This window comes from Bifidobacterium cuniculi, from assembly GCF_000741575.1.
Taxonomy (GTDB): Bacteria; Actinomycetota; Actinomycetes; order Actinomycetales; family Bifidobacteriaceae; genus Bifidobacterium; species Bifidobacterium cuniculi.
In genome coordinates, this window is sequence record NZ_JGYV01000002.1 from 45,087 (window position 1) to 58,442 (window position 13,356).

Below are 13,356 nucleotides of genomic sequence, written 5' to 3' on the forward strand. Positions count from 1 at the left end.
ACGCACTACGCTGGAGCGCATGTCATGCACCACGCTCATCGTAGGAAAGGCCGCCAGCTACGACGGCTCCACCATCATCGCCCGCAACGACGACTCGGGCAGCGGCAAGTACGATCCCAAGCATTTCGTGGTCATCGCGCCCGCCGACCAACCGCGTGAATACCACAGCGTCATCAGCCACATGACGCTCGACCTGCCCGACGACCCCTGCCGGTACTCCATCGTGCCGGACGTGCTGCCCAATCGCGGCGTGCTCGCCGAATCCGGCGTCAACGAGCACAACGTGGCCATGAGCGCCACCGAGACGATCGCCGTCAACCCGCGCGTGCTCGCCGCCGACCCCTTCGTCGCCTACGACGAGGCCACGGGCACGCCCGGCGGCATCGGCGAGGAGGACATCATCACCATCGTGCTGCCCTACGTGCGTACGGCGCGCGAGGGCGTCGAACGGCTCGGCGCGCTGCTCGCCGAGGTCGGCACCTACGAGTCGAACGGCATCATCTTCTCCGACGCCGACGAAGTCTGGTACATGGAGACCATCGGCGGCCACCACTGGATGGCGCGCCGCCTGCCCGACGACTGCTACGCGGCGATCCCCAACCAGCTGGGCATCGACGGCCTCGACCTCGACGACGCCTACAGCGAGCGCCGCAACTCGATGTGCAGCCCCGACCTGCGCGATTTCATCGACGAACACCACCTCGACCGCACGCTGAGCTACAACGACCACAGCCCTTCGCACTTCGACCCGCGCGCCTCCTTCGGCACGGCCACGCCGAAGGACGAGATCTACAACACGCCGCGCGCCTGGTTCATGCAGCGCCACCTCAATCCCAGCGAGGACTGGGATTCGCCGGATGCGCCGTACGGGCCGAACTCGCAGGACCTGCCGTGGGCGCGCCAGCCGGAATACAAGGTGACCATCGAGGACGTCGCCTTCCTCATGGGCTCGCACTTCCAGGGCACCGACTTCGACCCGTACGGCACCACCGGAACCGCGGAAAGCCGCCACCGCTACCGTCCGATCGGCGTGAACCGCACCGGCCAGATGACCTGCATGCAGATTCGCCCCTGGCTGCCCGAGGCGTACCGCTCCGTGATGTGGATCTCCTTCGGCTGCGGCACCTTCACCGCCCCGGCGCCCTTCTACGCGAACGTGACGGATACGCCCGCCTACCTGCGCGACACCCCCGGCAAGGACGCGTCGACCGATTCCCTGTACTGGACGAACCGCATGGTCGCCGTCATGGCCGACGCCCACTGGTTCGACACGGACCCGCTGGTCGAGCAGTACATCGAGGACGTGCAGGTGCGCGGCCACGAGCTGGTGGAGCACACCGACCGTTCGCTGGCCGAGGACGCCGACGCGCTCGCCGACGACGCGCAGCCCGTGGCGCTCGACGCCGTGCGCGTGGCGCTGGGCGAGGCGAACCAGGAGATGGCGACGTGGCTGCAGCGCCGCACCCAGGACTTGCTCAACGAGGTGCTGCTGACCGCCAGCAACGGCATGAACAACGCGTTCAGGATGTCGGATCACTGGACGAAGTAGCTCCCCTAGATTTTGTTCAAAAAATGAACAATTTCTCGGGGGCGCATGCTGTCAGTCGTCGGACTGGGTGGGGCTTCCTGCGGCTTCCTGCGGCTTCCTGCCGTCTTCGAAGCGCAGGGTGGGCTTGGCTTCCATGCCGCGCAGGCCGTTCCAGGCGAGGTTCACGATGAGGGCGGCCAGCTGTTCCTTGCTGAGCTTGCGCTGGTCGGCCCAGTACTGGCCGGTGTACACGGTCATGCCCACGAGCATCTGCGCATAGTACGGAGCGTTCTTTGCGGGCAGTTTCTGGCGCCTGAACCATTCCTCGAGGATTTCGCCGACGCGGGTGGAGACGTCGCCGAGCAGGGAGGAGAAGGAGCTGTTCGGATCGGTGGTGGGCGAGTCGCGCACGAGGACCTGGAAACCCTCCGCGTTCTCCTCGATGTAGGTCAGGAGGGCGAGGGTGGTGCGTTCCACGATCTGGCGCGGGTGGGCGTCGGGCTTGGCAAGCGCGGCGAGCAGCGTGTCGTTGAGGGCGCGCATCTCACGGTCCACGACCACGGCATAGAGCCCCTCCTTGCCTCCGAAATGCTCGTAGACGATCGGCTTGCTCACCTTGGCGGTCGCGGCGATCTCCTCGACGCTGACCGCCTCGAACCCCTTGGAGGCGAACAGGGAACGCCCGATGCGGATGAGTTGTTCACGACGTTGGTAGGAAGACATTCTCGAAGCAGTGGCCATGCCCCCAGTGTCCCACGAGGTTGAGAAATCGGTGGTTTTCTGGAAGGTGGCCTAGGCTGGGAGGCATGGATACCAACATGGTGTACGGCATCATTGCCGTCGTGGTCATCGCGGTGCTGCTCATCGCCGGCGGCATCTGGATGGACCGGTCTCGCAAGAAGGCCATCAGGAATTCACAGGAAGAGGCGAAGGCGAAGGCGGATGCCCGCCTCGCCGCGGAACGCGCGGCGGCCAAGCCGGCCGTGGCCCCGCAGGCCGCCAAGGAGCAGGAGGAGACGGAACGGCGCAAGGCCGAGACCGCTCCCAAGGCCGCTCCCGGCGCCGAAGCCCAGGAGGAAGCCGTGCTGGCGCAGGCTCCGGTCGAAGTCGTCGAGACCGAAGAGCCGGCCGCACCCGCAACGGAGAAGCCCGTCGGCAAGGTCGGCCGCCTGCACCGCCTGCGCGAACGGCTCTCCACGTCAAGCAATCCCTTCGGCAAGGCGCTGTTCAACATCCTCGCCAAGGACCACCTCTCGGAGGACGACTGGGAGGAGGTCGAGGACACGCTGCTCATGGCCGACGTCGGCGCCGAGGCCAGCGAGGAGCTCGTCAACAAGCTGCGCACCGACGCGCGCGTCACCGGCCAGAGCGACCCGACGCAGCTGCGCGCCGCGCTCAAGTCGGAACTGCTGGGCCTCGTCGGCCCCGATGCGGACCGTCGCCTCGAGGCGGAGAAACCGGACGCACTCACGCCGAGCGTCATCATCATGGTCGGCGTCAACGGCACCGGCAAGACCACCACCGCCGGCAAGCTCGCGCGCCTGTTCGTCTCCGAGGACAAGTCGGTCATCCTGGGCGCGGCGGACACCTTCCGCGCGGCTGCGGCGGACCAGCTCGAGACGTGGGGCGCCAAGGTCGGCGTACCTGTCGTGCGCTCCGACAGGGAGGGCGCCGACCCTGCGTCGGTCGCCTTCGAAGCCAGCGCCAAGGCCAAGGAAGAGCAGAGCGACGTGCTCATCATCGACACCGCCGGACGCCTGCAGAACAAGGCGAACCTCATGGACGAGCTGGGCAAGATCCGTCGCGTCACCGAGAAGAACCTGCCCGTCGAGGAGGTCCTCCTGGTGCTGGACGCCACCACCGGCCAGAACGGCATGGCCCAGGCGAAGGTGTTCGCCCAGGCCATCGGCATCACCGGCGTGGTGCTCACCAAGCTGGATGGCTCCGCCAAGGGAGGCATCGTCATCTCCGTGCAGAAGGAGCTCGGCGTGCCCGTCAAGCTGGTCGGCGTGGGCGAAGGCCCCGACGACCTCGCGCCCTTCGACCCGGAATCCTTCGTGGAGGGCATCCTGGGCGAATGATGCATGTCGCACGCAACGCCGACCCCGACATCGTGTGCGACGTGAAACCTCACCGTAACCTGCCGTAACCTGATCAAAACGTCGGGGGCGTTCCATGACCCATGTGCGCCCCGCCGGGGCGGCAGAGAGAACCATAACTGTCACGAGACAACAAGAACAAGAAATAGATTGAAGGAGGTGGCCATGGGAGAGGTTACCAAGCAGGTGCTTGATTCCGGAAATGCCGCGTGGATCCTGACGTCCGCGTCGCTGGTCTTCCTGATGACGCCAGGTGTTGCATTCTTCTACGGCGGCATGGTCCGCGCAAAGGCCGTACTCAATATGCTCATGATGGAGGCCGCCGCGCTCTCCGTCACCGTCCTGATCTGGGGCCTGTGGGGCTGGTCGATCGCATACGCAGGCAAATCCGTCGGCGGCATCTTCGGCGATCCCGCCACCGGCTTCCTGCTCAAGGACACCATGGTCGCCCAGGACGGCGTCTTCACGTCGAGCGAGCTCAACGGCAACGCCTATCCGGCCAGCGTCGACGTCGCCTTCCAGGCGGCCTTCGCCATGATCACCGTCGCGCTCATCTGCGGCGCCATCGCCGAGCGCGTCAAGTACAGCACCTGGATGATCTTCGTGGCCCTGTGGATCACCTTCGACTACGCCCCCATGGCCCACATGGTGTGGAACGGCGGCCTGCTGTCCGCCGACGGCCCGATCTCCAAGGCCATCGGCGCCGCCGCCCACGACTTCGCCGGCGGCACGGTCGTCCACATCAACGCCGCGGTCGCCGCACTCATCATCGTCCTCATCATCGGCAAGCGCAAGGGCTTCGGCACCGAGCCGATGCGCCCGCACAACGTGCCCTTCGTCATGCTCGGCGCCTTCCTGCTGTGGTTCGGCTGGTTCGGCTTCAACGCCGGCTCCGCCTTCGCTGCCAACGGCACCGCTGGCTACGCCTGGGTGTCCACGTCGCTGGCCGCCGGCGCCGCCATGCTCGCCTGGGGCTTCACCGAGAAGATCCGCACCGGCCACTACACCGCCATCGGTGCCGCCTCCGGTATCGTCGCCGGCCTGGTCGCCATCACCCCGGCCGCCGACGTCATCTCCCCGCTGTGGTCCATCGTCCTTGGCGCCATCGCCGGCGTGCTCACCTGCCTGGCCTGCTCGCTCAAGTTCAAGTTCGGCTATGACGACTCCCTCGACGTCGTCGGCGTGCACGGCGTCGGCGGCCTCGTCGGCACCGTCGCCCTCGGCTTCTTCATGCAGGACACCGGCCTGTTCGCGGGCGGCGACTGGCGCCAGCTGGTCGTGCAGATCATCATCGCGGTCGTTGCCATGGCCTTCTCCGCGGTGATCACCACGATCATCGCCTTCATCCTCGAGAAGACCGTCGGCTGGCGCGTCACCCAGGCCCAGGAAGTCAGCGGCATCGACCTCGCCGACCAGGGCGAGCGCGCCTACGACTTCTCCGCCACCGCAAGCTCCGTCATCAGGGAAGTGAAGTGAGACCATGAAGCTCATCACCGCAATCATCCAGCCCCATAAGCTCGACGACGTCAAGGAGGCCCTCGCGGCCGCCGGCGTGCACGGCCTGACCGTCTCCGAGGCGAACGGCTACGGCCGCCAGCGCGGCCACACCGAGGTCTACCGCGGCGCCGAATACACCGTCGACCTGATCCCGAAGATCCGCGTGGAGGTCCTGTGCGACGACGCGGACGCCGAGACCCTGGTGGACGTGATCGTCAAGTCCGCCGGCACCGGCACCATCGGCGACGGCAAGGTATGGGTGGCGCCGCTCGACATGGTGGCGCGTGTGCGCACCGGCGAGACCGGCTCCGCCGCCATCTGACGCCAACCTGACGGTCGCCCGGCCGGCTGCGACGCCGACCGGGCGACCCCGGCAAGACCAACCATGTGAACATACGCCCCGCACAGGTTTCCCCTTCCCTGCGCGGGGCCTTTCGTATCCGCACGGCGGCCGTCGTGCACCGGCGACGTCGCTGCGGCGATGTCGTGGCACGGACGGCGGCGACGGCCGGCCGCGACCGACGACAAGGAGGACTGCCCATGGCCACGGCGGTGGATGGACTCAAGGCGCGCATGTTCACGCTGGGCGCGCCCGACAAGGACGGCGTGATGCGCGGCGGCGCCGCCAAGCGCGCCGCGCGCACACGCCTGGCGATGGAGGCGCTGGCGGAACTGTGGGACGAGGCCTGCGCTGCCGTCCCCTTCGACGTGCCCCCGCGCGGCATTGGACTGGCCGCGGTCGGCTCGCTGGCGCGCGGCCAGCTCGGCCCCGCCAGCGACCTCGACCTGGTGCTCATCCACGACGGCCACGCACTCGGCGAGGCGGACCTCAACGCCTTCGCCAACAAGCTGTGGTACCCGCTGTGGGACGCCGGGCTCGACCTCGACCACTCCGTGCGTACCCGTGCACAGTGCGAGGCGGTGACCGACCACGACCTACCCGCCGCGATGGGCTGGCTGGACGTGGTGCCGGTCGCCGGCGACAGCGAACTCGTCGCCGCGACCGCCACCTCCATCCTGGAACGCTGGCGCAAGGCGGCGCGCAAGCGGCTGCCGGAGCTGCTCGACTCCGCGCAGGTACGCCTGGAACGCTTCGCGCGCCTGCCCTATGTGAACCAGCCCGACGTCAAGGAGGCGCGCGGCGGCCTGCGCGACACCGTGCTCACCGCGGCGCTCGCGGCCAGCTGGCTGGCGGACCGGCCGCACGGCCGCTACGACGACGCGGTGGAGCGGCTGCTCGACGTGCGCGACTGCATCCACCTGGCGTCGGGGCGCGACACGAACCTGCTGGCCACCCGCTGGCAGGCGCCGGTGGCCGCGATGCTGGGCCTGGCCGACCCGACGCTCCCCGCAGGGGAGCGGGAGGCGAAGTCGATCGACGACCTGGCCACGCTGCTCGCCCGCCTGGGCCGCACCATTGCCTTCTCGCTGGACGCGACGGCGTCGCGCGCCCAGCGCACGCTGGTGCACGACAAGCCGCGCTTCTCCTTCTTCCAGATCCGTTCGCCGCGTGCGGGCGGCCGTCGCGAGGCGCCGACCTTCGAGTTGCTCGACGAGGGCGTCGCCGTGCACGAGGGCGAGGTGGTGCTCGCACCGGGCGTCGACGTGGCGGCCGACGCGAGCCTGCCGTTGCGTGTGGCCGTCGCCGCCGCCGAGCACGGGCTGCCGATCAACACGTCGACGCTGGTGAACCTCACGCACGCCCCGGTGCATGACTATGCGTGGGACGACGCCTCGCGCGCCCTGTTCCTGCGTCTGCTGGCCGGCGGAGAACACCTCGCGCGCACCTGGGAAGAGCTCGACTTCGTGGGACTGCCGGCGCGCTGGATGCCCGAATGGTCCGCGATCCGCAACCGGCCGAGCGCCTCCGCCGCGCACCGCTACACCATCGACCGCCACATGGTGGAGGTGACTTCGCAGCTGGGCCGTGAGCGGCCCGGCTGCGCCGTGTCAGGCGCCAGGGCCCGTTCGGGGGAGCGCTATGACGACGACCACTTCGCGGCGCTCTTGCTGGCGGGCATCCTGCACGACATCGGCAAGCGCCCCGGCGTGGGCGACCATGCGGCGGAAGGCGCGCGGCATGCGCAGGCGATCGTGCGGCGCATGGGCTTCTCCCGGCAGGTGGAGCGCTGGGTGACCTTGCTGGTGCGCGAGCATCTGACCCTGTCCGAGTTCGCCAGTTCGCGCAACCCGCGCGACCCGCAGGCCGGCCGCGAACTGGCGCAGTGCGTGGACCGCGACGGCATCGTGCTCGACATGCTCTTCGACCTGACCCGTGCCGACATGTGCTCCCTGGGCGCCACCCCCGGCGAGACCCTCTCCGGCCAGGCCGGCTGGAGCAAATGGCGTGCCCAGTTGGTGACGCAGATGACCGCGGCGGCGATGTATCATCTGTGATTCCCTGAGTCTCTCGTTGTCCTGTGGTTTGTACGGGGCCTTTGGCGTCGGGGCGGCCGCCGGGAATGGGGTGTTTTGGCCGGGATTGGCTTCGGCGAGTCGTTTTTGCCGCAGCCGAACCAAGGACTGTCCAAAAGTGCATCCAGCGATTCGTCGTGGCATGGTTCCGGGGGTGCCGGGCGTGGCGCCTGCGACGCATCGTCCGTGACCGCCATCGACGGTTGTCGATCTGTCGCCAGCCCCGGAACCATGCGGATACAACGGCGTCTTAAGCCCTCTTTTCGTTGGGAGATATCAAATTCGGGCCCATGCCCCGGTATCCGCATTCGCAAAAGGGCGGAATGCCGCCCTTTTGCGAATGCGGATACCGGGGCATGGGCCCGAATTTGATATCTCCCAACGCCATGGGGCACCGTTGCCGTTGCCATGGGGTTCCCAGAGATATCTCAGATGGCACTGTATAGTTTTGTTAGCGCTCACTATCCGGCGGGTGGACGCGATGGTACGGTGGCCATCCCCAGCCTGAAGGGGTCTTGAACATGCCAAGGAACGGTACCTTCTTCTGGGATGGCGGCAGCGTCATCCTGCATTTCTCCTACGGCGACGACGAGCCGGTCTGCTTGGTCGGCTGCGAATCGGCGGCCACCGGCACCTGGCCGACGGGCCGGTATGCGCCGCTGTTCCTGCTCACCCACCGCGTCACGGGGCAGACGCTGCTCGCGCAGGCCGAACACAACGGCTCGTGGCGCTGTCCGGGCCGACCGAGGTCAACCGCGGCTGGCACGTCGTGCTGCATCCCGGCGAGGAGTTCACCACCGTGCCCCGCGTCCTTCGTCGTCACGTCGTCGCCGGCGGACGCCATCGAGGAACTCACGGCGTACCGGCGCGCGTGGCGGGTGGCTCGCCCCGCCAATGCGCGGCCGGCGGGTGAGTGGAAGGACTCGCTGGTGTCCGTGTGGGTGCGCGGGGACGGGGCGGCGGCGGACGGCGTGGCGCTCTCGTTGCCGCAGCTGGCCGGGCATGACGTGTGCGTGGAGCAGGTGCATCCGGCGGCATCGCGCGGCGTCTGGGAAGCCTCATGGGATGGTGACGGCGGGGTGCTGCGCGTGATGCCCCCGCGCGGCGGGTTCCAGGTCGTCGTGCTGCGGGTCGGTGCGCCAAGGGAGTGAGCCCGGCTGGTGGATTCCGTGCCATCTGCGTATGGATCCTGAGAAATCTCTCGTTTTTCGTGATATTTCTAGGACGCGGTCCGCACGGGCGGCCCGCCCCAGAAATGTCACGAAAAACGAGAGATTTCTTATAGGTCGCAAGGGAATGTGCTTATATCACAAACTGATCCTCTTGGCAAATTAGAGATGCGGAAATATGGACAGATCGTGAAGTTATCCCCAAGTTATCCACATGGTTGCCCACAGAATGTGGATGATATGCGCCTCTATCCACATAGTTATCCCCATCGTGTGGATAACTCAGGTTTTTCTTGCCCAAGTTATCCACATCAGCGTGTCGCGGAGTGGGTAGCGTCACGGCGGGAAGGCACTCATGCGGAAAGACAATCCCCCGACGAAGGCATGTCAAGGAGGCCTTCACTGGGGGGCGCCGACAGGCATGTGGCTGCCTTACGCGAGGATCTCCCTGACCTGCGCCTGCAGGGCGGGGATGACCTTGGCGTCGAACCACGGATGCTCGGCGATCCAGATGTTGTTGCGGCCCGAGGGGTGGATGATGGGGAAGTACTGCGGCAGGTACTCCTCGTAATGCTCCACCACGTCGGTGATGGTGTCCTTGGACTTGAGGTCCAGGAAGTGGTGGATGGCGGAACTGCCGGCCAGGACGGTCAGCTGGATGTCGGGCATCGTGTCCAGGATCTGCGGGAACCACTTGTCCGCGAAGGCCTTGCGCGGGGCAAGGTCGCCGTGGGCGGACTTGCCGGGGAAGTAGAAGTCCATCGGCAGCAAGGCGAACATGCCCGAGTCATAGAAGGTCGCGCGGTCCACGCCGAGCCATGCGCGCAGTCGGTCGCCGGACTCGTCGCCCCACACGATGCCCGCCTCCTCGGCCTTGGCGCCCGGCGCCTGTCCGACGATGTTGATGCGCGCGGTCGGCGGCGCCTGGAAGAGCGGCTTCTGCCCCTCCGCCTCGAATGCCGCATTGGCCGGATCCTCCTCGATCCGCTTGGTGATTTCCTCGATGGTGGCCATATGCACTCCTTGCTGATGCTCGGTTGGCCTCGATTCTAGGCCGGCCAGTCGGGGAAAGGAGCCGGATGCGCCTCTCGGAGAACGTGGCGTTGCGCACATTTTCCGGGCGTGTGGAATTGTGCGCTCGCAGGGGGCGCAGAATTCGAGTTGTGCGCCCCCGGTGAGCGCACAACTCGCGACGGACGAGAATTGTGCGCTGCGCCCCCGTGTGGGAGGGCTCGGGAGAAGGCGGGGATGCGTAGGCAGTGACGCGGCAGGGGAATCACATGGAAGAGGGCTCGGGCGAGAAATGTCTCGTTTTTGTGACAAATCTAGGGCGGGGCCGCGCAGGCGGCCCCCGCCCTAGATTTGTCACAAAAACGAGACATTTCTCAAGGGGCTTGCTTGCTTCCGGGGGGAGGAGAAGACGCTTGGCCTACGCCAGGATCCTTTCCACGCGCTCTCTCAGGTCCGGCACGGCCTGCTGTTCGAACCATGGATTCCGCCTCAGCCACAGCTTGTTCCTGGGGGAGGGGTGCACGGTGGGGAAGTACCCGGGCAGGAAATCCTCGTAATGCTCCACCGTCTCGGTCAGCGTCTGCCGCGGCGGCACGCCCAGGTAGAAGCGCTGGGCGTAGGCACCGACGAGTACCGTCAGCTGCATGTCGGGCAGTTCGTCCAGGATCCGCCGGTGCCACTTGTCCGCGAAGCCCGGCCGCGGCGGCAGGTCCCCCGACCTGCCCTTGCCGGGGAAGTAGAAGTCCATCGGCAGCACCGCGAACAGTCCCGACTCGTAGAAGGTCCCGCGGTCCACGCCGAGCCATGCGCGCAGCCGGTCGCCGCTGACGTCGTTCCAGTACAGGCGCGTCGCCTCGGCGCGCCTGCCCGGCGCCTGTCCGACGATGTTGATGCGCGCGGTCGGCGGTGCCGCGAACAACGGCGGCACGCCGCGCGCCGTGTACTGTGCGTTCTGCGGGTCGTCCATGATCTGCCGGCGGATGTGCTCGACGGAGTCGCTGTGTCCCATGCCCATCCACAATAGACGCGCGCGATGTGGATAGCCGGTGTGTCATCCACATATCCACATTTTCCGGCCTGTCCATTGGCGCAGACGCCGCGATGCTGCTTGGCTGGGAGCGTATCGCCGTCACGAAAGGAGCACCATGACCGACCTTCCCCTCGACCAGCTCACCCTGGACACTGCCGACTACCTGGAGGCGCTCGACGGACTCATCGACGCCTTCGAGCACGACCGCGCCACCGCCGCGGCAGCGCACCGGCTCTTCGGGCCCAGCAGCTGGTGCCGCGTCCTGGCCATGGCCCAGGAACGCGGCGACCGCCTGCTGCGCGAACACGGCCTGCGCTTCCTGCACCGCTGCCGGCGCACCGTCACCGAGCGCGGACTGGCCGCGTGGCTGCTCTTCCTGGTCAACGACGCCGACGCCGTGCTCAACGGCCAGCGCAATGTGGAGTGGGTGCCGTCGGCCATCTGCACGACGCGCGCCTCCCGCGCCGAACAGCGGCTGCGCAAGGATCCCCGGCACCGCTTCGGTGGCCGGCGCGAACGCGACGTCATCCTCGTGGAGCACTCCATGGAGTGCTACCGGGTGGCCGCCGTCGCCGTCGCGAACTGGGGGTCGCCGGCACGCGCGGCGACACGCACCGCCTACCGCCTGCTGACCATGCCCTTCCTGGGCCGCGACCTGCTCGAATGCGCGGCCCGCACCTGCGCGGACTGCTCCTTCGAGGAACGCTGTGCGCACTGCCGCAGCCGACAGCCGGTCTTCGCGCAGCTGGTCACCACGCTGGAGGGGCTGCGGCTGCAGGCCGACGCCGAATACGTGCAGGCGGAGGCGCGCGGCGAAGTGACCGCCGAACTCGGCGACCTGCCTCGCACCACCACCGAACGCGCGCTCGACACGCGTTTCCTCTATGACCAGCGCATGCTGCTCGACGCCTACGAGGCGCTCTGGGAGGAGGAGACGCCGACGCGCAACGACATGCTCCTGTCCTACGACTACCCCGACAACCTCAAGGAGTACGAGGACCTGCCGCTGTGGCGCAACCCCCTGTACCTCTACGAAGTCGGCGCCTCGGTGATGGGCGGCCCGATGCGCCAGCAGCTGGTCAACGCCTTCGACGCGCGTGACCGTCGCGTCTTCGACATGACCGTCGCCAGTGTGCGCACCTTCGGCTGCCTGGCGCGCGACATGGGTGCGCTGGTGCTGCCTGCCGCCCTGATCAACGCCACCATGCGCGGCGGATCCAAGGCGCGCAAGGACGAGACGATGATGGTGCGCACCGCCTCCATGTTCCGCGACGCCGCCACGATCATGGCGCTGGAACGCACCCCCTTCGGCGAGGGCATCGGCTTCGCGGACACCCTCAACTGCTTTGCCGCGATGGACGCGGACGGCTACCTGCGCCTGGTCGAGCCCGTCTGCGCCCGCCCCTTCGAGCTGCTCCAGCAGATGGGCTCTGGCAAGTACGGCGGCCTGAACTGGTCCCTGGCGAGTTGAGGGCGGGGGCTGGGTGGGCTGTCCTTCACCTGATGAAGCCGGATCGGTCTAGCTTCCGTATGGTAAAGCTGTATGGTTCAGCATCCACATGATAAAGCTAAGAAATCTTTCGTGATATTTCTTAAAGGCCTTGTTCGACTCCTCCCCGCCTATGCCCTAGCCCTTAAAGGCCCGAACAACCACCCCCATCTCCGCCATCGCCCCATCCCGCACCCACTCATCCTCGGCCTCCCGTACGCGGAACACGCCATCGCCGAACCCCGCATACTGCATCAGGACATCCTGGCTGACCAACGTCTCGAACCGTCGCAAATCCTCATACCGGCGGCTGTACACACAGTCGCCATACGTCCCGAACAGGAACGGTGCGGTGGTGAACATCCTCATCGAGACGCGCTTGTCGAGTGCGGCCAGCGTCATCGGCACCGTCCCGCAGTAGCCGGACTCGACCACCACGATCCGGTCCTGCGGAATGCCGTCCAGCAAGCCGCGCAGCCGACCATGTTGGTCCAGCACACCGCGTATCCGCTCCCCGCAGAACCGGCTGAACCCGGCATAGTCGGCGTGCCCCTGCTCCAGCGCCTCGTAGATCGGCAGCCGGAGGGCGTCGTCGACGCCGTCGGCTCCGGCCAGGTCGGCCAGCGACCGCCGGCTGAGCAGCCACGGGTGGATGTCGCGTCGCCCGCACGCCAGGAGATACAGGTACGGCAGCATCGCGTCGCGCAGCAGGAAGACGTACGCGGTGCCCTCCTCGTAGCCGATCCACTCGCTGAACGCCAGCAGGTCGTCGAGGAAGTCGTTGCCCGCGGGCTGCATGCACTCCCGCGCCTGCTCCGCCAGCCGGCGCAGCTCGACCTGCCGGTCGCCGTACCGCACGGTCGGCAGTGCCGCGTGGCCGGCCGCGAACGGCGTCGCGCCTGCCCGGCGGATGAAGCCACGCAGCCGCGTCAGGCAGTCGAAGTCCCGTTCCATGCGCTCGCCGAGCTGTGGGGTCAGCCAGGTCGTCGAGCACCTTGAGCAGCTGCCGGGCGTGGTAGACGTCGGGCCGGCGCTCCAATGCGTCGAGCTCACGGCGGAAGTAACGTTCGTTGAAGCTGGCGAAACCATGAGGCCAGCCTACCGACGGTCGGCACAAA

11 protein-coding genes are annotated in these 13,356 nt (G+C 67.4%); 7 read left to right on the plus strand and 4 right to left on the minus strand.

Annotated features, from left to right (window positions below; all coding sequences use genetic code 11):
• The first annotated feature begins 19 nt into the window (after positions 1 to 19).
• Entirely contained in the window at positions 20 to 1,549 is a 1,530-nt protein-coding gene (locus BCUN_RS03735) for a C69 family dipeptidase (RefSeq protein ID WP_033517682.1), read from the plus strand.
• A 51-nt stretch (positions 1,550 to 1,600) separates the two neighbouring features.
• Here the strand turns inward: BCUN_RS03735 and BCUN_RS03740 are convergent, their stop codons facing one another.
• Positions 1,601 to 2,269 (minus strand): TetR/AcrR family transcriptional regulator, encoded by a 669-nt coding sequence (locus BCUN_RS03740; RefSeq protein WP_033518006.1) that lies wholly within the window; start codon positions 2,267 to 2,269, stop codon positions 1,601 to 1,603.
• 65 nt (positions 2,270 to 2,334) lie between these two features.
• On the opposite strand from BCUN_RS03740, the gene ftsY reads away from it, so the two are divergent.
• The 5 genes from ftsY to BCUN_RS03765 all read left to right on the plus strand — a co-directional run bounded on the left by ftsY (position 2,335) and on the right by BCUN_RS03765 (position 8,690).
• Complete coding sequence (gene ftsY / locus BCUN_RS03745; RefSeq protein ID WP_033518004.1) at positions 2,335 to 3,609, plus strand: signal recognition particle-docking protein FtsY; 1,275 nt, start codon at positions 2,335 to 2,337, stop codon at positions 3,607 to 3,609.
• A 183-nt stretch (positions 3,610 to 3,792) separates the two neighbouring features.
• Positions 3,793 to 5,103: an ammonium transporter gene (locus BCUN_RS03750; RefSeq protein WP_033518002.1), complete on the plus strand. Its 1,311-nt coding sequence runs from the start codon at positions 3,793 to 3,795 to the stop codon at positions 5,101 to 5,103.
• A gap of 4 nt (positions 5,104 to 5,107) precedes the next feature.
• Positions 5,108 to 5,446, plus strand: a complete 339-nt coding sequence (locus tag BCUN_RS03755; protein ID WP_033518000.1) for a P-II family nitrogen regulator — start codon at positions 5,108 to 5,110, stop codon at positions 5,444 to 5,446.
• 218 nt (positions 5,447 to 5,664) lie between these two features.
• Entirely contained in the window at positions 5,665 to 7,521 is a 1,857-nt protein-coding gene (locus BCUN_RS03760; protein WP_033517998.1) for a [protein-PII] uridylyltransferase family protein, read from the plus strand.
• Between the two features lie 539 nt (positions 7,522 to 8,060).
• On the plus strand, positions 8,061 to 8,690 hold the full coding sequence (locus BCUN_RS03765; RefSeq protein ID WP_034258360.1) for a hypothetical protein: 630 nt from the start codon (positions 8,061 to 8,063) through the stop codon (positions 8,688 to 8,690).
• Between the two features lie 450 nt (positions 8,691 to 9,140).
• On the opposite strand, the gene BCUN_RS03770 is transcribed toward BCUN_RS03765, so the two are convergent.
• Together BCUN_RS03770 and BCUN_RS03775 are read right to left on the minus strand one after the other, a co-directional pair.
• Positions 9,141 to 9,722, minus strand: coding sequence for a uracil-DNA glycosylase family protein (locus tag BCUN_RS03770; RefSeq protein ID WP_033518438.1), 582 nt, complete (start codon positions 9,720 to 9,722; stop codon positions 9,141 to 9,143).
• Between the two features lie 415 nt (positions 9,723 to 10,137).
• Positions 10,138 to 10,728 carry a uracil-DNA glycosylase family protein gene (locus BCUN_RS03775; protein ID WP_033518440.1) on the minus strand — a complete coding sequence of 197 codons (591 nt, stop codon included), beginning with the start codon at positions 10,726 to 10,728 and terminating at the stop codon, positions 10,138 to 10,140.
• A 136-nt stretch (positions 10,729 to 10,864) separates the two neighbouring features.
• Here BCUN_RS03775 and BCUN_RS03780 point away from each other — a divergent pair, with 136 nt between their 5' ends.
• Positions 10,865 to 12,220, plus strand: coding sequence for a hypothetical protein (locus tag BCUN_RS03780; RefSeq protein WP_033518441.1), 1,356 nt, complete (start codon positions 10,865 to 10,867; stop codon positions 12,218 to 12,220).
• Between the two features lie 156 nt (positions 12,221 to 12,376).
• Here the strand turns inward: BCUN_RS03780 and BCUN_RS12170 are convergent, their stop codons facing one another.
• Complete coding sequence (locus BCUN_RS12170) at positions 12,377 to 13,192, minus strand: hypothetical protein (protein WP_033518443.1); 816 nt, start codon at positions 13,190 to 13,192, stop codon at positions 12,377 to 12,379.
• Positions 13,193 to 13,356 lie beyond the last annotated feature (164 nt).

What these genes read in the sequence shown, in the direction of transcription:
- BCUN_RS03735 (WP_033517682.1), top strand. Translation starts at nt 20, where the DNA reads ATGTCATGCACCACGCTCATCGTAGGAAAGGCCGCCAGCTACGACGGC.
- BCUN_RS03740 (WP_033518006.1), bottom strand. Translation starts at nt 2,269, where the DNA reads ATGGCCACTGCTTCGAGAATGTCTTCCTACCAACGTCGTGAACAACTC.
- ftsY (WP_033518004.1), top strand. Translation starts at nt 2,335, where the DNA reads ATGGATACCAACATGGTGTACGGCATCATTGCCGTCGTGGTCATCGCG.
- BCUN_RS03750 (WP_033518002.1), top strand. Translation starts at nt 3,793, where the DNA reads ATGGGAGAGGTTACCAAGCAGGTGCTTGATTCCGGAAATGCCGCGTGG.
- BCUN_RS03755 (WP_033518000.1), top strand. Translation starts at nt 5,108, where the DNA reads ATGAAGCTCATCACCGCAATCATCCAGCCCCATAAGCTCGACGACGTC.
- BCUN_RS03760 (WP_033517998.1), top strand. Translation starts at nt 5,665, where the DNA reads ATGGCCACGGCGGTGGATGGACTCAAGGCGCGCATGTTCACGCTGGGC.
- BCUN_RS03765 (WP_034258360.1), top strand. Translation starts at nt 8,061, where the DNA reads ATGCCAAGGAACGGTACCTTCTTCTGGGATGGCGGCAGCGTCATCCTG.
- BCUN_RS03770 (WP_033518438.1), bottom strand. Translation starts at nt 9,722, where the DNA reads ATGGCCACCATCGAGGAAATCACCAAGCGGATCGAGGAGGATCCGGCC.
- BCUN_RS03775 (WP_033518440.1), bottom strand. Translation starts at nt 10,728, where the DNA reads ATGGGACACAGCGACTCCGTCGAGCACATCCGCCGGCAGATCATGGAC.
- BCUN_RS03780 (WP_033518441.1), top strand. Translation starts at nt 10,865, where the DNA reads ATGACCGACCTTCCCCTCGACCAGCTCACCCTGGACACTGCCGACTAC.
- BCUN_RS12170 (WP_033518443.1), bottom strand. Translation starts at nt 13,192, where the DNA reads ATGGAACGGGACTTCGACTGCCTGACGCGGCTGCGTGGCTTCATCCGC.